The following is a 22,427-nucleotide window of genomic DNA, read 5'->3' as shown; positions in this document are numbered from 1 at the left end:
CCCGAACGATGCGTTGACCGGCCACGCTCCGCTGACCAACTCGATCACTAACGTGACCGGCGGCAACTACGAAAACCTCGTCGCCGATAAGACCCCGGTCAGCACCACCGTGACCGACACCATCGACACCACCAGTCTGTCGCTGAGCGCGACCCCGGCGGTGAACGAGGGCGGCCAGATCACCTACACCGCAACCCTGAGCAACGCCGCCGGTTCCCCGGTAACCGTGACCCTGAGCAACGGCTCGGTGATCACCATCGACGCCGGCAAAACCACTGGCACCGTGACCGTTCCGGCTCCGGCTGACGACGTCTACAAAGACGCCGGCAGCGTGCAGGCGACCATCACCAACGCCAGCGGTGGCAACTTCGAGAACCTGGTACCGAGCACGACACCGGCCGTGACCAACGTCGCCGATACCATCGACACCACCACCGTCAGCATTACCGGCAGCACCTCGGTGACCGAAGGCCAGACCGCCAGCTACACCGTCAGCCTGACCCACCCGGCGCAGACCGACGTGACCCTGAAAATCGTCTACAGCGGCACCGCTGCCGACGGTTCGGACTTCACCGGTGTGTACACCGTGAAGATCCCGGCGGGCGCCAGCAGCGCGCAGTTCAACGTCGCGACCATCGATGACAAGATCACCGAAGGCACCGAGAACTTCGTAGTCAAGATCGACTCGGCGACCGGCGGCAACTTCGAGAACCTGGCCGTGAGCAGCACCAACGGCAGCGTCAGCACCTCGATCATCGACAACGATGCGCCACCGGTCATCGACCTCGACGCCAACAACTCCAGCGGCGCCACCGGTGCCGACTACAAGGTGACCTTCACCGAAAACACTCCGGGCGCCGGCGTGTCGATTGCCGACACTGACCTGACGATCACCGACCCGGACAGCACCATGCTGACCGGCGCGACTATCGTGCTGACCAACCGTCAGGACGGCGATGCGCTGAACCTCGGCAACAGCGTCAACGGCATCACCATCAACGCCAACAGCACCAACGGCACCGTGACCCTGACCCTGTCGGGTAACGCGACGCTGGCCGACTACATGCAGGCGATCAAGAACATCACCTTCACCAACAGCAGTGAAGACCCGAGCACCGTGCCGCGGATCATCACCGTGACCGTGACCGATGGCGGCAACTACTCCAACACCGCGACCACCACGGTCAACGTGGTGGCGGTCAACGATGCGCCGGTTGCGGCTCCGGTCAATGTCACCGGCACCGAAGACACGCCGCTGATCCTCGGCTGGTCGACCTTCGGTGTGACTGACGTCGACAGCCCGGCCAGCAGCCTGGGCATCAAAATCACCCAGCTGCCGGGCGAAGGCAAACTGCAGTATCTGGACGGCTCGACCTGGAAAGATGTCGCCAACAACCAGACTTTCAGCAAGGCTGACATTGACGCTGGCAAGCTGCGCTTCATGCCGGATGCCAACGAGTCGGGCGTCAACGGTTACGGCGGCACCGGCCTGGGCAACAACCAGGCTGACTATGCACAGATCAAGTTCCAGCCTACCGACGGCCAACTGCTGGGCAACACCGGCACCGTAAAGATCGACATCACGCCGGTGGCGGATGCACCGACCGTGAGCGTGGCCGACAACAGCGTGAAGTCCACCGGATTGGTCAAGGAAGTCTGGACCGGCCTGCCGGGTCTTGGCACCGACGGCAGCGGCGCGAACTCGACCACCCTGAAAAACGTGATCGACGGCGCCGGCACCCCGAACTCCAGCACCAACGTGACCAATGTGCAGTCGGACGGCAGTGTGGCCGCCGGCACCGCGTCGAAAACCTCGGGCCTGATCTATCTGGAAGCCGGCAAGACCTACAGCTTCAGCGGTGTGGCTGACGACAGTCTGCTGATCACCATTGGCGGCAAGAGTGTGGCGTCGGGTACCTGGGGCGCGGGCGGTGCGATCAGCGGCTCGTTCACCCCGACCACCAGCGGCTACTACACCTTGGACATCTACCACCACAACCAGAGCGGCCCGGGCAGCTATGACGTGAACCTGTCGGTCAACGGCAGCACGCCAATCGACCTGAGCAGCGCCGGCGTGCCGATCTACACCGGCGTGCAGGATCTGGTGAATTCCGGTGTGACCGTCTCCGACCTGCACGGCACCAACGGCGAAGGCTATTACGACGGCTACAAACTCAACACCGGCGCCGAAGGCACCACGGTGAAACTGTCGGCGATCAACACTGCGCTGACCGACACCGACGGCTCGGAAACCCTGAGCGTGAAGATCAGCGGTGCGCCGGTCGGCTCGGTACTCTCCGACGGTCACGGCCACAGCTTCACCGTCACCGCGAGCAATGGCGAAGCCAACGTCACCGGCTGGAGCCTCGGCAGCCTGACCGTGACCCCGCCGACCTACTACAACGGCCAGTTCAACCTGACCGTGACGTCGACCTCTACCGAGATGGTCGGCGGCTCGGCCAGCAGCACCGCGACCATTCCGGTCACCGTGGTGCCGGCGGTGTACAACGCCGTAGTCGGTACCTCTGGCGATGACACCTTCAACGGCACCGATGGCAACGACATCATGGTCGCCGACATCGGCGGTCTGACCGTGGTGCCGGGCACCAACTACAACATCGCGTTCATGGTCGACTCCTCGGGCAGCATGAGCACCTCGTCGATCAACGCGGCCAAGGACTCGCTGACCTCGGTGTTCAACACCCTCAAGCAGAGCCTGAGCGGCAGCAACTCGGGCACGGTGAACATCTTCCTGGTGGACTTCGATACCCAGGTCAACAAGTCGGTGTCGGTGAACCTCAACGACCCGAACGCGCTGACCAAGCTCAAGGCCGTACTCGACTCGATGACCTCCGGCGGTGGCACCAACTACGAGGACGTGTTCAAGACCACGGCCAACTTCTTCCAGAGCACGGAAGCTGTGGCGAACACCGGGGCGAAGAACCTCACGTACTTCATCACCGACGGCCAGCCGACCTACTACCAGAGCGGCGAGCAGACCAACCCGACGCTGTACGGCAGCGTGAAGTTCGACAGTGTGGTGACCACCAGCAACTACAAGCTGGGCGATACCTTCAGCACTTACATCGACAGCACGCATTACCTGAGCATCAGTGCCAACGGCAGTGCGCAGTTGCAGGTCTACACCAGCCGTTACGGCTGGACCGCAACCAATCTGGGGACTGTTCACGCTCAGGGTGATGGCACCTATGAGCTGTCGAGCCTGGCGGGCAGCGGCAGCAGCACCAGCTCGGCCACCACCGATAACGCCAACAGCAGTTTTGCCTTGCTCAACGGCCTGTCGAACGTCGAAGCCATCGGTATCAACAGCGGTGTCAGCCTCAACGATCTGAAACCGTACGACTCGGATCACTCGCCGCAAACCAACATCGATCCGAAGGACCTGGCCAACTCGATCATCGGCCACACCGAAGCGACGATGCCGGGCAACGACACCGTCAGCGGTGGCGACGGCAACGACATCCTGTTCGGCGACCTGGTGAGCTTCAACGGCATTGCCGGCGAGGGTTATCAGGCAATGCAGGCGTACGTCGCACAGCAAACCGGTGTGGATGTCAGCAAAGTCACCACCAGCAACGTGCACCAGTACATCACCGAGCACTATCAGGCGTTCGATGTGTCCGGTGCGCATGACGGCAACGACACGCTGCTGGGCGGCGCGGGCAATGACATCCTGTTCGGTTCGGGCGGCAACGACCTGCTCGACGGCGGCAAGGGCAATGACATCCTGCTCGGCGGCACCGGCAATGACACGCTCATCGGTGGCCAGGGTAACGACATCCTGATCGGTGGTTCCGGTGCCGACACCTTCGTCTGGAAAGCAGGCGACACCGGCAACGACGTGATCAAGGACTTCAACGCCAACGAAGGCGATCGCATCGATCTGCGTGACCTGTTGCAGGGCGAGACCGGCAGCACCATCGACAACTTCCTGAAGATCACCACGGTCGACGGCGTGTCGTCGCTGCAGGTCAGCTCCGGCGGCAAGTTCAACTCCGGCGATGCCGCTGCGGCCACTCCGGACGTGACGATCAAACTGGAAGGCAACAACTGGTCAACGGCCAACATTCATAACCTGATTGCCGGCAGCGATCCGACCATCAAAGTCGACCACAACAACAGCTGATGCGTGAACAAAACGGCCGCCCCTTGGGGCGGCCGTCACGTTTGCGCCTATCGCACCGGTGACGATTTCGTCGCCGCACCGCATACTCGCGCGCAGTTGGCCTATGCTGCTGACAGCATGACGCTGGTTCTTTCTGAGGGATGCTCAATGTTTTACGTGCAACGCGATGCGCAGGGTCAGCTGATCCGCGTGGAAGCTGCGGCCTACGCCGAAGCCTCGGAAACGCTGCCCGCCGACAGCCATGAAATCCAGGCATGGTTCGCCAACGAGGTCGTGGAAACCAGCCTGAAACAGCTCAAACAGAGCGATCTGGAGATGATTCGGGTACTCGACGACCTGATTCAGGTGCTGACCCAGAAGGGCGTGATCCGCGTTACCGATCTGCCGCCGGCGGCGCAGGCCAAGCTGATGGATCGGACCCAGGCGCGGGAAGCGCTGGGCGGGTTGAGCCACTTGATCGACGACGAAGAGACCGGGCTGATCTGATCCGCGACCTTCAGTGACCGGACTGACCCCTACGCGAGCAAGCCCGCTCCCACATTTGAAATGCATTCCAATGTGGGAGCGGGCTTGCTCGCGAAGGCTGATTTACCGACAACGAATGACGAACAGGTTACTTCCAGGGCTTGGGCTCACCAAACAACTGCCCCTGCACCCCATACAAGCCCATCTCGCGAATCACTGACAACTCCCCTTCGGTCTCGACCCGCTCGGCAATCAGCGGCAGATCGATGCTGTGCGCCGCACGCTGGATCGCCTCGATGAACAGGCGCTTGTCGCTCTCCTGATCGATCGCGCGAATGTAGCTGCCATCGATCTTCAGGTACGCCAGCCCCAGCCGCGCCAGGTTGCCGATCATGCTGAAGCGTCCACCAAAGCGCTGCAGGCTCAGGGAAAAACCGAGTTCACGCAGACGTCGGGTCAACTGCTCCAGCACCGCTTGCTCCGGCAATTGTTCCTCGCCGATCTCCAGCGTCAGGCGCTCGCCGAGGTCGGAGTGCGCACGCAGAATCTCGAACACTTTGTTCAGGGCCTGCGAATCGGCCAGGGTTGCCGAAGACAGGTTCAGCGCCAGCGAATCCTCATGCCCCTTCATCTGCTCCAACACCCGCTCGAGCATCAGGCGGTCGAGTCGCGCGGTCCAGCCGAAGCGCTCAAGCCACGGCAGGAAGCGTCCGGCCGGAATGGTCTCGCCCTGCTCATCCAGCAACCGTGAGAGTACTTTGTAATGCAACACCAGTTTCGTGTCCTGGGCGGCCACCACCGGTTGGAAGTACAGCTCGAAACGCTGCTGGTTCAGCGCCTGATCAAGCAACCGATGCCAGGCGTGGTGATCGTCACCGACATCGGCCACCAGGCTCTGATCGATACAGGCCCAGTTCCGCTCGCCCTGCCCCTCAGCCTGCGCCAGCGCCTGATCACCCAGTGTCAGCACAGCTTGCGGTGAATCGCCGTGAGCAAACGGGGCGAGGCCGATCGAGGCCACGGCCGGTACATCCGTGGCGCCGGTGGCGTGCAGGCTGCTCAACGCACTGTCGAGGTTCTGCGCCAGTTGCAGCGCTTCTTCGCGCACCAGCCCCGGCGCCAGCACGGCGAACTCACCGCCGCGAATGCGCGTTACGAGGTTCTGGGTTTCCGGGTAGCGGGCGCACTCGCGGGACAATTGCTCGCCGACCGCTTTCAACAATTCATCGGTGCGCTGACCGCCCAGGCGCTGGTTGAGCCCGGCCAGATCCTTGACCCGCAACAGCAGCAAATAACCGGAGCTGGCCTGTTCGGCATTGCTCACCCGATTGTTCAACTGCATTTCGAAATAACGTCGGTTGGCCAGGCCGGTCAAGTTGTCCTGATAGGACTCGACACGCAGTTTTTCACTGCGCTCGGCCTGCTCCTGGAACAGCGCCTTGAGCTTCTCGACCATCTGGTTCATCGCCTGCACCACGCGCCGCAGTTCCGGAGTGCGCGGCAGCTCCGGCAGGCTGAGGAATTCGCGGCGGGCGATGGCGTGGGACTGTTTGACCATGTAGTCGAGCGGGCGCAATTGCCGGCGCAGCAGCAGCGCGCCCAGCGCCGCACTGACCGCGCCGCACAGCAGCAGCCAGCCGAGGCTGCCCAACGCGCTCTGCCACAGCTTGGCCACGGCGAACATCGGATGGCTGACCACTTCAACCCGCGCCGCCTGTTCCCACCCACGGCTGACCAACGCATCGCCGCCGGCCGGCTCCAGACCAATCAGTTTGACGAACCAGTCCGGCACATTGCTGACCGCCGGAATCCCGCTGCGCTCGACGATGGTCTTGTCGGTCTTGAGATCGACCACGCGGATGCTCGCGTAATAGCCGCTGTCGAAAATCGAGCTGACCAGCAGTTCGACCATCGCCGGATCGTCGATATTCGGCGTCAGCGACAACGCCAGCGCCGTGGCGGCGTCCTGGGCGTGGGAGCGCAGCTGGTTGACGTACTGGGTGCGCGAGCTCTCCAGACTGACCATGAAGCTGCCGGTGAAGGCGACCACCAGGAACAGACAGATAGCGATCAACAGCTGTTTGAACAAAGACATCTGAGCGCGTGCTCCTAGTTAGTCGTTTCGACCGGGAAACCTTCGGCCTGCATTTTTCTCAACACATCCTGCCAGCGCGACAGGCGTTTGGTGTCACCGACCCTTTTGTTGCCCTTGGCCCCCGGCAGGTACAGACCTTCGGCATTGAAAGAGTAGACCGGCAGCAAATCGGTTCGCTGCGACGCCGGCTGGATCTGATCGATCAGGCTGTCGAGCACCAGTGGCATGGCATCGGGGGTGGCGTAGTAAGTCAGCACCATGTGCGCGCGGTTCTGGCGCAGTGCCTTGACGTAGGTGATGCGCAGCTTGTCACTGGATACCCCGAGATGGCGCAGGCTGAAATACTTGGCGATCGCATAGTCTTCGCAATCGCCGGCGCCTTTCCACAACGCCTCGATGGGCGTCTCCCAATAATCGACCTGCCCCCACAGATCGATGTCCTCTACATAGCGCATCTGCTTGTTGAAAAACAGATTCACCACCTTGAGCTTTTCCATCTCGCTGACCTGTTTCTGCGTCGCCAGCAGATTCTGCCAGGCATCGATCCGCTGCTGCCCGGCACCCAGCGGGCCGTACAGCGCCGTGGCCTTGCGGCTGATCGCGGAAAAATCCCAATCGGCATGCAGACCGCCCAGCATGACGCCGGCCAGCAACAGTGCACAGCCTAGCCAGCGCAAAGTCCGGGGGATCGCGAAACGTACCGCCACAGCAGGTTTCCAGGAGGCAGGAAGGAAAGCGTTTGATGGTGAAGCTTAGCCGGACAAAAAACAATGGCACACTGAGATCATCGCCAGCGCGCTAAACTTCGCACAGGATCGCAGCTTCACACGGTTTGACAACCTGTGGAGCAATCACTAGTGTCCTTGGATCCAAATTCCGTCTTCATTCAGGGTGAGTAGTTGTGACACAGAAGCCCAAACCGCTGCACAGCATCAAAGTCGACGGGCCGATTCCCGCACACCTCGCCCGTTCGATCATCGAAGAGACCTTGCGCTCGGCGATCCTTGACGGTCGTTTGCCATGCGGCACCGCCCTGCGTCAGCAGGACCTGGCCGACCTGTTCGGGGTCAGCCGCATGCCGGTGCGCGAGGCTCTGCGTCAGCTGGAGGCCCAGGAGCTGCTGAGTGTCACCACCCACAAGGGCGCTGTGGTTGCCCCGCTGATTCAAGGCGACGCCACCGAAACCTACGAGTTGCGGATCCTGCTCGAATCCGAAGCCATGCGCCAATCGATCCCGCTGCTGACCAGCGCCGATCACGCACGCGCCGCCAGCTATATCGAAGAGCTCGAGACCCAGCACGACTACGGCGAAATCGGTCGGCTCAATCGCCTGTTCCACATGGCCTTGTACAGCAAGGCCCCGAATCAGCGGCTGCTGCGACTGGTCGAAGACGGCCTCAACGAGGAGGAGCGCTTTCTGCGTTTCAACCTTGAAGCCATGGGCCTGGGCAAGTTGTCCCAGGAAGATCACCGCGCCATGCTCCACGCGGTGATCGAGCGCGATGTCGAGCTATCGGTGAAGCTGCTCACGCAACACCTCAACCGTGGCGTCGACGTGATCACCCGTTACCTCGCCAGCCCTGCCGGACAAAACCGCAAGGCCGTACGCTGATTCCCTTTCTGCCGGTCTCTGCTCTTCACGCCTGACCGGCGAATAACCCGCTTACAAATCCTCTCTGCGCTCCGCCGCAAATCTGCTGGCGGATCGGCCTGTTCGCTCTAACCTCCCAGCGCCCATATGCCCGGCATTGCAGCTCGCTGCGGACGAATCGGTCATAGCCGTCCTGCCAATTTACCCGCACTCTTTAACGGCCAACCCATGAAGAACGGGCGACGCTCCGCACCGCCGGCGCAGTCCCCGCACCAGGAACCTACGGAAGGAGCCTTGCCACGGGATAAAAGGAAGTTACGGCGCCGTTTCCGGCCAACTTTCATTCCTATACATCACTTCAATCTTTGCATCGGAAAGTTGCTTTGAGTGAGGCATTCACTCTTGTCTTCAATTTTGGCCATTATTTGCCGAAAGGAGCAACTACGCCCAAGTAAAACTGAAATCAAAAGTTTTACCGGGCCAACTCATACTTGAAAAACACACAACTAAAAATAATTAAAAATAAACTTGTTAAGTTATTTGACGATGTATTAGCTTTTCCTCGCCGAGCGGGTTCAACCCGCAAACACGGCACGGCTCCGCAGTCAGCCAATAGCTTTGGCAAATAGTCGCCAACGCATGGCCGAGAGCCTTTCATGCACTTTGCAAACTTTCATTAATCCGAATGAGGCCCGCACTCGCCAATAGAAAACATTTCAAATTTATCAAGTCCGCGTTGATGCACTGAACGAGCAACTCCCTCTATTCCAATAACACCGAGGTTCGCCATGATGCCAACTAAAGAACAACTCGCCCTGAAAAAAGCTCAATTGAGCGTTCACCCGATCTTTACCGAAATCGATTCGTTATCGGTACTGCGCCGGTTCATGGAGTCTCACGTCTTCGCCGTGTGGGATTTCATGTCGCTGACCAAGCGCCTGCAGCAGGAACTGACCTGCACCCGCCTGCCATGGCTGCCGCCACGCGATCCGCATGCTGCGCGGCTGATCAACGAAATAGTGCTCGGCGAAGAGTCGGATGATCGTCCCGCTCACGGCCATTACAGCCATTTCGAGCTGTACCTGGACGCCATGCGCGAAGTCGGTGCGAGCACCACGGCGGTCGAACGGTTTGTCGCGCTGCAGCAGGAAGGCGTGAGTTACGACGTCGCTCTGCAAAGCGTTGAGGTTGATCCGGCAGCGGCGAAATTTGTCCGCGAGACGCTAAACACCGCGCTGCATGCACCGGGCCACAGCGTCGCCGCCGCGTTCCTGCATGGTCGCGAGAGCGTGATCCCGCCAATGTTCCAGCGCATCCTCGATGACTGGGGGATCGGCATCGAACAGGCACCAACCTTTCGCTATTACCTGGAGCGCCACATCGAGGTCGACTCCGAGGATCACGGTCCGGCCGCCGAGCAATTGCTCGAGCGCCTGGTCGACGGCGATCCGCAGCGTGAAGCCGAGGTCTACGCCAGCGCCATCGCGGCCGTGGAAAGCCGCATCGCCCTGTGGGACGGCCTGCGTCTGAGCATGCGTGAACCTTTGGCGGAGGTGGCCCAATGAACGCCGCCGACTATCAATCCTTCGCCGACGCCTGGGAAACCCGCGCCACCATCCGCACCCGGCCACGGCGTGTTCTGGAAGACGATGAACGCCTGATCTATCCGCTGAGCCGCCAGCCCCTGGTGCTCAGCGAAACCTTCCTGCGCGAGTGCCCGCAGCAGCGTGATTTTGCGTTGGTGCAGACGCTGTACAAGTTCATCAACGACGTGGTGATTTTCGAGACCGAAATCGTCGACCAGACCGCCCGCGCCATCGCCAAGAATCGCTTCGCCGTACCCTTCCCGTTCGCCTGTCGCTACGACGCGATGACCGTGGTGGTGGACGAGGATTATCACGCACTGGTGGCGATGGATTTCATGCAGCAGACCGTGGCCATGACCGGCATCGAGCCGATCGAACTGCCCACTGAAATCGAACTGAGCCGGGCGATTCCCGCCGCTGTGGCCCTGGCGCCCGAGCACCTGCGCAGCGCGGTAGAACTGATCTGCGTGGCCATCGCCGAAAACACCGTGACCGGCGATGTCGCCGCGTTCGCCCGGGACGACACGGTCAAGCCGTCGATCAAAGGCCTGATGGCCGATCACTTGCTCGACGAGGGCCGGCACTCCAGCTTCTGGGCGCGCATGGTGCGCATCTATTGGCATAGCGCCAATGACGCGGACCGGGAAACCATCGCGCAGATCCTGCCGGTGTTCATCGGCCATTACCTGACCAATGACATCCAGAAGTCCTTCGATCTGCGCCTGATCGACGCCTTGCCGGTCAGTGATGTGATCCGCCGCTCGCTCAAGGACGAAATGGCCGGGCTGGCCTTCCCGATCAATCGCCACCATCCGCTGGTGGGCAACATCGTGCGTTTTTTCCACAACAGCTCGCTGCTCGACACGCCCTGCGTGCAGCACGCCCTGCGTGACTATCTGGTGTGATGAGGAGGCCGACATGAGACGTCTCGACATTTTGCTGATTGGCGCCAGCCAGGCCATGACCGACCTGGCACAGGAACTCGAACAACACGGTCACTCATTGATGCGCAGCGGCGCCGCGCAATCGACAGTGGATCTGATCATCGACGATGGCTTCATCGGCGCCGGCGATCGCTGTGCAATCCCCCACCTGCATCTGCGCCTGGGTATCGGAAGGCAAAGCATTGGTGGTTTGCCGACACTCGACCTGCTGTGTTTCATCGGCTCGTCACTGATCAGCCGCGTGCCGATTGGCGAGGAGCCGTCCGGCAACGGTCAGGCACTGCGCCAGCGAGTGCTGACGCAGTTGGTCGACGAAGTCGCGCTGCTGGTCAGCCGCTTCTCCCGCGATGCCGGGTACTTCCAGCAGGCATCGCCGGCCACGGCGCCGGACTTCGAGCAGGTGGAAGACCTGTCGTTTCTCGACAGCCTGGCTTACGTCCATCGCCTCAACGCCACGGCGCATCCGGCATTGTTGCAACAGGCGCAGACACCGTTGATCGAGCGCCTGCAACAGAGCCTGATCGAACACGCCGAGCGACCGGCGCTGCATCTGGCCGAGCAGTCGCTCAGCTACCGCCAGTTGCACGCCCACAGCCGTGCGATCCAGCAACGTCTGCAACCGCTGCTCGAACAGCATCCGCAGCCGTGGATCGTGGGTATCTGCCAGCCGAAAAGCCCGGCGCTGTTCGCCTCGATTCTGGCGGTGCTCGGCAGTGGCGCGGTGTATCTGCCGCTGGAGCCGAGCCATCCGTTGCAGCGCCAGCAATACATCCTGCAAAACGCCGGGGCGGTGTTGTTGCTGCACGACGGCGAGCACCCGCTCGGTGAGTCGATGCCCGGGCTGGATGTCAGTCGTATCGACAGTGCCGACGCCGATCTCGACCTGCCGTTGATGCGTCAGCGACCGACGCTTGAAGCGCCATGCATGGCGCTCTACACCTCGGGCACCACCGGGCATCCGAAGGGCGTGCTGCTGAGCCAGGCGAACCTCGCGCACTTCACGGCGTGGTACGCCGATTACGTGCAGTTGCGCGCCGAGAGTCGGGTCTTGCAGTTCTCTTCGCTGAGCTTCGACTCATCGCTGATCGATATCTTCCCGAGTCTGCTGCAGGGCGCCGAACTGGTGGTGCCCGACGACACCCAACGCCGCGATCCACTGCAACTGGTGGCGCTGATCCGCCGCCGACAACTGACCCACGCGTTCCTGCCGCCGGCGCTGCTGAGCATCCTGCCGCTGGAGCAACTGCAAGGCGTGGAGGTGATGACCGGTGGCGACGTCTGCGAGCCTTTCGTCATCGAGCAACTGACCCGGCAGGGCAAGCTGCACAACCTCTACGGCCCCACCGAGGCGACGGTGCTGATTACCGCTCGCCAGCTCCAACCGGGTGACAGCAACCGCACCCTCGGCGCACCGATTGCCAACAGTCAGGTGCTGATTCTCGATGACGACTTGCAACCGGTGCCGGAAAACACCGTCGGCGAATTGTTCATCGTCGGCCCCGGCGTCTGCCTCGGTTATCTGAACAACCCGCAGCAGACCGCCGAGCGCTATCTCACCTTGCAACTGCCACACGGCCAAGCGTTGCGCGCGTACCGCAGCGGCGACATGGCCAAGTGGGGCGAGCACGGCATCGAGCTGTGCGGACGGCGCGACAATCAGGTGAAGATCCGCGGTTTCCGGGTCGAGCCGGAAGAGATCGAGCGCTGCCTGCGCGAGAGCCAGTTGTACCGTCAGGTGGCGGTGGTGATCGACAGTCAGCGGCGGATTCTGGCGTTCCTCGCCCAGCCGCAATCGGACGCTGCCCGCGATCTGTTGAAGGCGCATGCCCAGCAGTTTCTGCCGGACTACATGCAACCGGTGGCGTGGACTGAACTGGCGCAGATGCCATTCGCCAGCAACGGCAAGGTCGACCGTAAGGCATTGCTGGAGCTGCCGGTGAGTGTGCAGGACGGCGGCCCGAAATGCCTGCCGGCAAACGCCGACGAAGCGCTGCTGCTGGAGATCTGGGCGGAACTGCTGGAGCTGCCGAGCAGCGATATTTCCACCGACGAAAGCTTCTTCAATCTCGGTGGACATTCGATTCTGCTGTCGCGGATGTTGCTGCGCTTGCGTGAGGAGTTCGGGCGCAGCATCTCGATCAACCGCTTCATCGAACTGCCGACCATCAGCAAACTCGCGACGCTGGTGCGCGGTACCGACGACAGCGCGGTGCTCAGCGCCCAGGCCATGGCCGACGCCGAGCGCCCGCTGAACATCGAGCCGCTGCCGATCAGTCGCCTGGGTGATGTGCACAAGGTGATCGTCACCGGCGCCAACAGTTTTGTCGGCGTGCACATCGTCGAAGCACTGCTCGGTTGGGGCGCCAGCGAGGTGGCGTGTCTGGTGCGTGATGGTGGCGGGCAAACGGCGGCGCAGCGTTTTGCTCAGGCATTGCGCGAGAACCGTCTCGAGCACCTGGATCTGAGTCGGGTGCGGATCTATTCGGCAGACCTCACCCGCCCGCAACTGGGCCTGACCGACGACGATTATCAGCGCCTCGATCGCGAGTTCGGCGCACTGGTGCACAACGCCGCCAACGTCAACCACGTGCTCGATTACGAGTCGCTGGCAGCGGATAACGTCGAGCCGATTTTCGAGCTGCTGCGCCTGTGTGAAGGACGCAGCAAAAAGGTCTTCAACTTTGTCTCGACGCTGTCCGCTTCAAGCACCGTCGATAGCGAAGGCCGAGTGCTCGAATTGCCCGCCGCGCCGACCCCGCCGATCTACATCCGCAACGGCTACAACCTGTCGAAGTGGGTCGGCGAACGCGTCCTCGAGCGGGCGCGCGAGCGGGGGGTGTGGGTCAACCTGTATCGCCCCGGCAACATCAGTTTCAACAGCCTGAGCGGCGTCTGCCAGCCGCACAAAAACCGCTTGATGCTGATGCTCAAAGGCTCGATCCAGCTCGGTCAGGTGCCGGCCTTCGCGCTGAATTTCGACCTGATGCCGGTGGACTTTCTAGCGCGTTTCATCGCCTTCCACGCCAGCCGTTATTCGACCGAGCGCGCTGTGTTCAACCTGCACAACCCCGAACCGCTGAGTTGGGATGCCTACGTCGCCTCGTTCCGCGAAACCGGCAGTGAATTCTCGCTGGTCAGCGTCGCCGACTGGCAGCAGCAACTGGGCCGGGTCGACACCGACAACGCGCTGTTTGGCGTGCTCGGTTTCTACCTCAACGGCTTCGAGGAGGACATTGGCGACATCTCCCTGATCGGCCACGCCAACGCCGAAGCCGGCGTGCAACAGATGGGCGCGCACTACCCGGAAAAATCCCCGGCGCTGCTGCGTCGCGGCTGCGATTACCTGAAAGAAATCAACTTCATCTGATTCATCCAAAAAAGGAGCAATACTATGAGCACTCTGCAACCGGACACCCTGATCAAAAACCCTCACGGCTGCCATGTCATCTCTTCGGTGGAAGTGCCGGCGGACGCCGCGCAGGTCTGGGCGGTGGTCGGCAATTTCGCTGGCTTCGACCGCTTCATCCCGGCGCTGTCGCACATCGAAATGACCGGCGAAGGCGTGTCCTCGCTGCGCAAGAAATTCTTCAAGGACGGCAACGTGGTGGTCGAGCAACTCAACTCCCGCGATGAGCAGGCACGGGCCATGACCTGGACCACGATCTACAACACCTTGGGTGTGGCCAATCTGTGGGCGGCGATGAATGTGGAATCGTTGGGCGCAGGGAAGTCGCGGGCGACCTGGACGATCATTGCCGAGCCGGCTTCAGGTGGGGAGGAAGCACTGCCGGGGTTCAAGGATTTCGTGCAGGGGTTTGCCGATGATGCGATGGGGAATGTGTTGAAGCTGTTTGTATAAGGCTTCAGTTCTGCGGTGATTGAGCTACCGCCTTCGCGAGCAAGCCCGCTCCCACATTTTGATCGCATTCCTTCAAGAGGAACACGGCCAACCTATGGGAGCGGGCTTGCTCGCGAAGAACGATAACGCGGTCTTCAATCTGCGGATCAGATCTTGAAGCTGTCCACCAGCTGCTTCAGGCGGTTGGCCTGCTGCGACAACGCATCACAATCCTTCAATGTTTCATTGAGGTTGGCCACGCTCTGCTGGTTCAGCAGGTTGATCTGGTTGACGTCGACGTTGAGGGTTTCCACCACGGCGGTCTGCTCTTCGGTTGCAGCGGCCACCGACTGGTTCATGCCATCGATTTCGCCGATGCGCTGGGTCACGCTGACCAGGCGCAGACCGGCCTGGTTAGCCACTTCAACGCTCTCTTCGCTGGACGCCTGACTGGCGTTCATGGTGGTCACCGCTTCACGGGAACCGACCTGCAAGGAGGTGATCATCTTGTGGATCTCTTCCGCCGACTCCTGGGTGCGATGGGCGAGGTTGCGCACTTCGTCCGCCACCACCGCAAAACCGCGTCCGGCTTCACCGGCACGTGCCGCTTCGATGGCCGCGTTGAGCGCCAGCAGGTTGGTCTGCTGCGAGATGCCTTTGATCACATCGAGAATGTGGCCGATGTTGTCAGTGCTGGCGTTGAGTGTTTCGATCTGCGTGCACGACAGGCTGATCTTCTGCGACAGCTCGGTCATCGCCTGAATGGTCTGCTCGACCACCTGACGACCGTCATCGGCCTGCTCGCTGGCGCCGCTGGCGTGCTGCGAAGCATCGGCGGCGTTGCGCGCGATTTCCTGAGTGGCGGCGCCCAACTGGTTGATCGCGGCGGCCACGCTGTTGGTGCGCGCGCTTTGTTCGTCGGAACCGATGATCGAGGCGTTGGACGAGGCCATCACGCGTTGCGACAGGTCGTGCACGTGACGCGTGGCCGAGGACACTTCGGAAATCGACGCGTGAATGCGTTCGACGAACTGGTTGAACGAACTGCCCAGTTCAGCGAACTCATCCTTGCCTTCCACGACCAGACGACGGGTCAAGTCACCTTCGCCTTGGGCGATGTCCCGCATCGCACGGCCCATGGTGGTCAGTGGACGCATCAGGACGTTGATCAGCAGGCTCAGCAGCAGCGCAATCGCAGCGACCGCGACGAACATCGCGATCAGCGCCGAAGTACGGAACTGGCTGAGGGCGGCGTAGGCCTTGTCGCGATCGATCGACAGACCGATGTACCAATCGGCATTCGGCAAGTCGCTGACCGGAGTGAACGACAGAATGCGTTCCTGGCCGTTGAGCACCACGTTCTGGTTGCCCTTCTCGATGCGCACGCCGGAATTCGGGTAGATGTCCTTGAGGTTCTTCATCACCTGGTCTTTGTCCGGGCTGACGATCACTTGACCGTCACCGCTGACCAGGAATGCGTGGCCGAGGCCACCGAAGTCCACCGAGTTGATGATCTTCACCAGGGTTTCCAGGCTCAGGTCACCACCGACCACCCCCAGCAGCTCGCCATTCTTTTTCACCGGCATGGCGATGGTCACCACCAGACCACCGACCGCGGCCATGTACGGCGGGGTCAGCATGGTTTTGTCGGCAGCAACGGCTTGCTTGTACCAAGGACGCTGACGCGGGTCGTAACCGTCGGGCATCTTCGCGTCAGGGCGCTGGGTGAACACACCGTTGGCCTGACCGACGTAGGTGAACTGGAAGTTCGAGGTGAAGGCCGGTTGATCGACCAGCCCCGGGAAGTCGGCGTCCTTGCCCTGATGGGCAACGTTCTGCGCGAGGTTTTCCAGCACCAGAATTCGCCCGCTCATCCAGTTCTGCACGCTGCTGGCGGTCAGATCGCCGGCCTGCTGCACAGACGACTGGAGGTTCTGGCGAATGGTGTTGCGCTGCAGATAGTCGTTGTAGAGGGTGAACAAAGCGAAAGCCAGGACCACGACGCCCGAGGCGGCCAACAGGATTTTATGGCTGAACTTGAGATTCATTTCATGGGACTTCTTATGCAAAAGTGGGGATGCGTTCCGGGATGCAACATTCCATGTACAGCGCAGGCAGCGTTCTGATGGCCGCTCTACTTTGGTGCACGCATGTCTCACCAGTCTGTCGGCACGGTTCGCAGAAATCTTAGGGTTGTGTGGGAAATGCACGGCATTTCTGACAGATTCCCGCCGAACGGCGTGCCAGAGCGTTCGCTAAAAAGTTTTTTATGCTGGTTATCCGAGCGGAGGTTGCAAAATTCACCGCCCTTGATAAAAATGCGACTAATTATCATTTGTGACGTTCGGGCTGTCGCGTTCATGTCCTCACCTGAGTTTGCAGTGCAGGCGCTTTACAGTAGTCATCACGGCTGGCTCAACGCCTGGCTGCGAGCACGGCTGGGCAATGCCGCAGATGCGGCGGATCTGGCTCAGGACACCTTCGTACGCCTGCTACAACGTACCGAACGCCTGGAGCTCAAGGCGCCCCGCGCATTTTTACGCACCATCGCTCGCGGCCTGGTGATCGACCATTGGCGTCGTGAAGAAATCGAACGCGCCTATCTCGAAACCATCGCCCACTTGCCCGAAGCCGAAACCCCGAGCGCCGAAGCCCGCGCGTTGGTGATCGAGTTGCTCGAAAGCATCGCGCGCATGCTTGAAGGCTTGCGGCCGAAAGTCCGTCAGGCATTTCTGCTGGCGCAGTGCGAAGGTTTGACGCACAAGCAGATCGCCGAACAGCTGGGCTTGTCTCTGCGTTCGGTGGAGCGTTACGTCGCCGATGCGCTGTATCACTGCTACGTGTTGCGGTACGACAGCTGATGCCTGTGGATAACCTCTCGACCGGGCGACGCGCCGAACCGCCGCAACAGGTGGTCAAACAAGCCATTCACTGGCTGCTGCGGCTGCGCAACAACCATGGCAATGCGCGCCTGAGTCGCCAATGCGAAGCGTGGCGCGCCGAACATCACGAGCATGAACTGGCCTGGCAGCGCGTGCAGTCGCTGCAGGCCGAACTGAGCCATAACCTGCGCGCCGTGCCCGGCGCACAGGTGGCGTTCAATACCCTGGAAAACAGTGCGCAGGGGCTGGGGCGGCGGCAGGCCTTGAAGCTGCTGTCCGGCGCGGTGCTGATGGGTTCCGCCGCGTGGCTGGCCAAGGACACCTCCGTGTGGCAGCAGTGGCGCGCTGATTACGCTACGGCGACCGGCGAGCGTCGCGGCTTCCAGTTGCCCGACGGCACGCGGATCGAGCTGAACACGGCCAGCGCCGTGGATCTGGATTACACCGCGCAGCAGCGGCTGATCAAACTCACCCGTGGCGAAATCATCGTCACTTGCGGGAGTAATGATGAAGGCGCGGCGTTCAGCCGGCCGCTTCGCGTGCAAAGTCGCCATGGCACTTATGAGCCGGCCAATGCCCGCTTCATCCTGCGCCAGGAAAACGATTGCACGCGACTGAGCGTCAGCTCCGGGCGCGTCGCCATCCACAACGGCGGAGCTTCAGTTGAGGCTCTCGCCGGGCAGACCTTTCTGATCGATCACCATCAGGTGCGCCCTGCACCTCCACTGGATATGGACGTGGGCGCCTGGGTCGATGGTTTGATTGTGACCCGCAACATGCGCCTGGGCGATTTCCTCAATGAAGTCGGACGTTATCGTCAGGGCTTCGTGACGTGCACGCCGCAGGTGGCTGATCTGCGCCTGTCCGGTGTGTTCCGCCTGCAGGACACCGACAAGCTGCTGGCAATCCTGCCGCAGACTTTGCCGGTGCAATTGCGCTATCGCACCCGTTGGTGGGTAACGCTTGAGGCTGTGGCCTGAAATTATTTTGGCGGGTTTTCGCGACAAGTCCGGCTTGGTCAGTAAGCACTTCAACTCAGCCTTTGCGACTGCCTACGGAAACCTACAATGACTGTCCGCCTCACCTGTAAGAACTCGCTGAACTTCACTGCCGAATCGGGCCTGCTGGGGCACGCCATTCGCGCTGCCCTGCTGTCCACCGTTCTGGGCGCCGGTGTGCTGCCAGGCCTGAGCCTCGCCGCCAATGCCAGTGAAGCGAGCAGTCATCGCTACAACATCACCGCCGGCCCGCTGGGCGAAGCGCTGAACCAGTTCGCGCGTCAGGCGGGCATCACCTTGTCGATGACCCCGCAGCAAACGCAGGGGCGGCAGTCTCCGGGCGTACAGGGCGAATATTCCACCGATCAGGCGTTGAGCCATTTGCTGGGCGGCTCGGGTCTGGAAGCGGTCAGCCAAGACGGAAACAGCTACATCCTGCGTTCAATCGGCGAACCCGAGGCGCTGGCACTGCCAACCACCGACATCAAAGGTTTCGCCCTCGGTAACGCGCTGGGCAGCATGGAAGGCTACAACGCCACCCACAGCCAGATCGCTACCAAAACCAGTACCGCGCTGCTGGAAACTTCGCAAAGCGTATCGGTGGTGACCCGCGAGCAAATGGACGATCAAGGCTCACAGACCGTCTCCCAGGCGATGCGCTATACCCCCGGCGTGCTGACCAACCCTTACGGCGCAACTCATCGCTACGACTATGTGGCGATGCGCGGTTTCAACGACGGCTCGGTGGACAACATCTACCTCGACGGCCTCAAGTCGATGGGCGACAGCGGCACCTACAGCACCATGCAGGTCGATCCGTATTTCCTTGAGCGTGTGGATATTCTCAAAGGCCCGTCGTCAGTCTTGTATGGCCGCAGTTCGCCCGGTGGCCTGGTGGCGCTGACCAGCAAAAAGCCGTTGTACGAGGCCTATCATCAGGTTCAGGCCACGGTTGGCACCCAAGGCCAGCGCGGTGTCGGTTTTGACTTCAGCGGTCCGGTCGATGACGACAAACGCATTGCCTATCGTCTGACCGGTTTGACGGATCAGTCCGACACGCAGTTCGACCACAACAAGGAAAAACGCTTCGCCCTCGCACCGACCCTGAGCATCGACTTCAGCGAAGACACTTCGCTGACGCTGCAGGCGTATCTGCAGCACGATCCGGATGGCGGCTACCACGGTGGCGTGCCGGCGGATGGCACGATTCATCAGCGCAACGGCAACCGCATCTCGCCGCACTTCTTCGAGGGGGAGCCGGGGATTGACGGTTACTCGCGGGATCAGCAGTCGTTCGGCTATCAGTTCGAGCATCGCTTCAACGATGTCTTCACGGCGCGGCAGAATTTCCGTTACCTCGACTCCAAGGTCAACATGGATCAGGTCTACGCCTACGGCTGGACGACGCCAACCAGCAACGAACTGAACCGCTACTACACCGGCGGCGATGAACGTCTGCATGCGTTCATCGTCGACAACATGCTGCAGGCCGAATTCTTCACCGGTGCCACCAAGCACACGGTGTTGATGGGCGCCGACTATCAACGGCGCAAAACCGTGGTCGACTGGACCAGTGGCGGCCTGGCCCCGATCAACGCGTTCAACCCGGTCTACGGCAATTCGGCGATCGATATGTACGGCGATACCAGTTACCTGCGGCGCCTGGAGCAGACCGGCGTGTACCTGCAAGACCTGATCGAGATGGACCAGTGGCGCTTCTCGCTGGGTCTGCGCCAGGACTGGGTCGAGACGTCGGATGAGAACCGTATCGCCGAAGCAGGCCGTCCGGTCGGTACTGAAATCAATGACCGGCGCACCAAACTGACCGGCCGTGCTGGCGCGTTGTATCTGTTCGAGAACGGCCTGGCGCCGTACATCAGCTACTCCGAGTCGTTTAACCCGAACTCGTATGCCGACAGCGCTGGCAATCCTCTGCCTCCGACCGATGGCACACAGTGGGAAGTCGGCCTGAAGTATCAACCGCCGGGCACCGACAACCTGTTCACCGCCTCGCTGTTCCGGATCGATCAGGAAAATCTGGCGACCAAGCTGCCTCAGGAAAACTTCTACCGCGCGGTAGGCGCTGTCCGCTCGCAAGGCCTGGAGCTGGAAGCGCACATGCAGTTGACCGACAACCTGAAAGTGCTCGGCAGCTATACCTTCACCGATATCGAGTACTCGAAGTCGATGGTCAGCACTCTGAGCACGCCGACCGCCGTGATCGAGAACAAAGGCAACTCGCCGACCCAGGCGCCGCGGCATATGGCGTCGTTGTGGGCTGACTACAAGTTCGACAGCGCGGCACTCGATGGCCTGCGTCTGGGCGGTGGTGTGCGTTATGTCGGTTACAGCTGGGCGGATGCGGAGAACACCCTGAAGGTGCCGTCCTACACACTGTTCGACGCATCGATCGGCTATGACCTGGGCAAGGTCGGTTTGAAAGGTGTCGACGTGCGTCTGAACGCGAACAACCTGACCAACGAATCCTACGTGGCCTCCTGCGCGAGTCTGAACTTCTGCTACATGGGCGAAGAGCGCAACGTCGCTGCCACGGTCAGCTACCAGTTCTAAACCTTTGCCTTGTGCATAAAAAAGCCAGCCTCTGTTTTCAGGGGCTGGCTTTGTCGTCTCTGTGGGGAACATTTCATGCGCGCATTGTTGGTGTTGTTGCATCGCTATATCGGGTTGGCGACGGCAGTGTTTTTGCTGCTGGCCGGGATCACCGGAAGCATTCTTGCGTTCAATCATGAGTTGGATGAGTGGCTGAATCCGCAGTTCTACGCGGCTTCATCTGAGGGGCAACGATTGCCTCCCGGGACCTTGGTCGACGCGGTGCAAACCTCGCATCCGAAGTTGCAGGTCTGGTACATGGAGTATCCGCAGGAGGCGGGACATACCGCCATGTTGGCGGCGGTGCCGCGCAACGATCCGGCGACCGGCAAACCGTTTGATGAGCGCAATCAGGTGTTCTATCTGGACCCGGTAAATGCCGAGCAGAAGGGCCAACGTTACTGGGGTGAATGCTGCTTTGCGCGGGAGAACTTCATTCCGTTCATTCTTGAGTTTCATTACAACCTGACGTTGCCCGGCAACTGGGGCCTGTGGTTGATGGGCCTGGTTGCCATCGCCTGGGTAATCGATTGCTTCATTGCGCTGTGGCTGACGCTTCCCCGTGGCAAACCGTTCTGGAAAAAGTGGTCGTTGGCCTGGAAGATCAAGGGCGGGCACGCTTATCGGCTCAACTTCGATCTGCATCGCGCGGGGGGATTGTGGCTGTGGTTGTTGTTGCTACCGATTGCGGTCAGCAGTGTCGCGATGAACTTGCCCAGTCAGGTCTTCAAACCGGCGGTGTCGCTGTTTTCACCGATCGAGCCGAGCGTTTATGAGGCCCGAGGGCGAATGCCTCCGTCGGCGTTAGGGGTGACGCAGTTGAGTTATCAACAGGCGTACGAAAGGGCATTGCTGGAAGGGAAGAGGTTAGGACTGACAGCGGCGATCGGGGAGTTGTATTACAGCTTTGAGTACAACTTCTACGGCGCAGGATTCGGGCATCACGACACTGAAGCGCATGGCAAATCCTGGTTGTTCTTCCACGGTACTGACGGGCGATTATTAGGTCAGGAAATTGCCGGACAAGGGACATTGGGGGAACGGTTTTACCGCTTGCAACTACCGATACATGGCGGACGGATCATCGGCTTCACCGGGCAAGTGATCATCGCGGTATTGGGGGTTCTGATCGCGGGGCTATCGGGGACTGGCGTCTACATCTGGTGGCGCAAGTGGCAGGCCCGGCGCATCAGCAAGGCTCGCAAAGCGGCCTGAGTTTTGGGAGCCCTGAAACGACAAAACCCCTGTCTGCGTTAGCAGACAGGGGTTCT

The 22,427-nt window shown here is 61.0% G+C and carries 13 protein-coding genes and 1 pseudogene; 11 read left to right on the top strand and 3 right to left on the bottom strand.

What is annotated here, in order from left to right:
- Positions 1 to 4,147: pseudogene (locus tag AC27VU_RS28320) on the top strand (LapA family giant adhesin); the annotation flags it as partial.
- Between the two features lie 147 nt (positions 4,148 to 4,294).
- Positions 4,295 to 4,633 (top strand): hypothetical protein, encoded by a 339-nt coding sequence (locus AC27VU_RS28315; protein ID WP_003220449.1) that lies wholly within the window; start codon positions 4,295 to 4,297, stop codon positions 4,631 to 4,633.
- A gap of 127 nt (positions 4,634 to 4,760) precedes the next feature.
- Here the strand turns inward: AC27VU_RS28315 and lapD are convergent, their stop codons facing one another.
- Together lapD and lapG are read right to left on the bottom strand one after the other, a co-directional pair.
- Entirely contained in the window at positions 4,761 to 6,707 is a 1,947-nt protein-coding gene (gene lapD, locus AC27VU_RS28310) for a cyclic di-GMP receptor LapD (protein ID WP_262141636.1), read from the bottom strand.
- 14 nt (positions 6,708 to 6,721) lie between these two features.
- Complete coding sequence (lapG, locus tag AC27VU_RS28305; protein WP_003220445.1) at positions 6,722 to 7,414, bottom strand: cysteine protease LapG; 693 nt, start codon at positions 7,412 to 7,414, stop codon at positions 6,722 to 6,724.
- Positions 7,415 to 7,608: 194 nt separating this feature from the next.
- Here lapG and AC27VU_RS28300 point away from each other — a divergent pair, with 194 nt between their 5' ends.
- The 5 genes from AC27VU_RS28300 to AC27VU_RS28280 all read left to right on the top strand — a co-directional run bounded on the left by AC27VU_RS28300 (position 7,609) and on the right by AC27VU_RS28280 (position 14,687).
- The gene (locus AC27VU_RS28300) at positions 7,609 to 8,319 is read left to right on the top strand and encodes a GntR family transcriptional regulator (RefSeq protein ID WP_045122243.1); all 711 of its coding nucleotides are present in this window, start codon (positions 7,609 to 7,611) and stop codon (positions 8,317 to 8,319) included.
- 767 nt (positions 8,320 to 9,086) lie between these two features.
- The gene (locus tag AC27VU_RS28295; RefSeq protein WP_003220443.1) at positions 9,087 to 9,863 is read left to right on the top strand and encodes a DUF3050 domain-containing protein; all 777 of its coding nucleotides are present in this window, start codon (positions 9,087 to 9,089) and stop codon (positions 9,861 to 9,863) included.
- Positions 9,860 to 10,789: a diiron oxygenase gene (locus AC27VU_RS28290; RefSeq protein WP_488725366.1), complete on the top strand. Its 930-nt coding sequence runs from the start codon at positions 9,860 to 9,862 to the stop codon at positions 10,787 to 10,789. Before AC27VU_RS28295 ends, AC27VU_RS28290 begins: the two co-directional genes overlap by 4 nt.
- 13 nt (positions 10,790 to 10,802) lie before the next feature.
- Positions 10,803 to 14,195 carry an amino acid adenylation domain-containing protein gene (locus AC27VU_RS28285; protein ID WP_488725365.1) on the top strand — a complete coding sequence of 1,131 codons (3,393 nt, stop codon included), beginning with the start codon at positions 10,803 to 10,805 and terminating at the stop codon, positions 14,193 to 14,195.
- 24 nt (positions 14,196 to 14,219) lie between these two features.
- A complete protein-coding gene (locus AC27VU_RS28280; protein ID WP_201136110.1) occupies positions 14,220 to 14,687 on the top strand; it encodes an SRPBCC family protein in 468 nt (155 codons plus the stop codon).
- A 146-nt stretch (positions 14,688 to 14,833) separates the two neighbouring features.
- Here the strand turns inward: AC27VU_RS28280 and AC27VU_RS28275 are convergent, their stop codons facing one another.
- Positions 14,834 to 16,714, bottom strand: coding sequence for a methyl-accepting chemotaxis protein (locus AC27VU_RS28275; RefSeq protein ID WP_103519918.1), 1,881 nt, complete (start codon positions 16,712 to 16,714; stop codon positions 14,834 to 14,836).
- A 312-nt stretch (positions 16,715 to 17,026) separates the two neighbouring features.
- Here AC27VU_RS28275 and AC27VU_RS28270 point away from each other — a divergent pair, with 312 nt between their 5' ends.
- From AC27VU_RS28270 to AC27VU_RS28255, 4 genes are all read left to right on the top strand, one after another.
- The gene (locus tag AC27VU_RS28270) at positions 17,027 to 17,527 is read left to right on the top strand and encodes a sigma-70 family RNA polymerase sigma factor (RefSeq protein ID WP_003220433.1); all 501 of its coding nucleotides are present in this window, start codon (positions 17,027 to 17,029) and stop codon (positions 17,525 to 17,527) included.
- Positions 17,527 to 18,528, top strand: a complete 1,002-nt coding sequence (locus AC27VU_RS28265) for a FecR domain-containing protein (RefSeq protein WP_488725364.1) — start codon at positions 17,527 to 17,529, stop codon at positions 18,526 to 18,528. Before AC27VU_RS28270 ends, AC27VU_RS28265 begins: the two co-directional genes overlap by 1 nt.
- Before the next feature lie 87 nt (positions 18,529 to 18,615).
- The gene (locus tag AC27VU_RS28260; protein WP_488725363.1) at positions 18,616 to 21,117 is read left to right on the top strand and encodes a TonB-dependent siderophore receptor; all 2,502 of its coding nucleotides are present in this window, start codon (positions 18,616 to 18,618) and stop codon (positions 21,115 to 21,117) included.
- Between the two features lie 75 nt (positions 21,118 to 21,192).
- Positions 21,193 to 22,371 carry a PepSY-associated TM helix domain-containing protein gene (locus AC27VU_RS28255; protein ID WP_488725362.1) on the top strand — a complete coding sequence of 393 codons (1,179 nt, stop codon included), beginning with the start codon at positions 21,193 to 21,195 and terminating at the stop codon, positions 22,369 to 22,371.
- The last annotated feature ends 56 nt before the right edge of the window (positions 22,372 to 22,427 follow it).

Source organism: Pseudomonas sp. 14P5.3.2, from assembly GCF_057799175.1.
The sequence above is the reverse complement of the archived record's forward strand: the minus strand, read 5'-3'. Positions and strand labels throughout refer to the sequence as shown.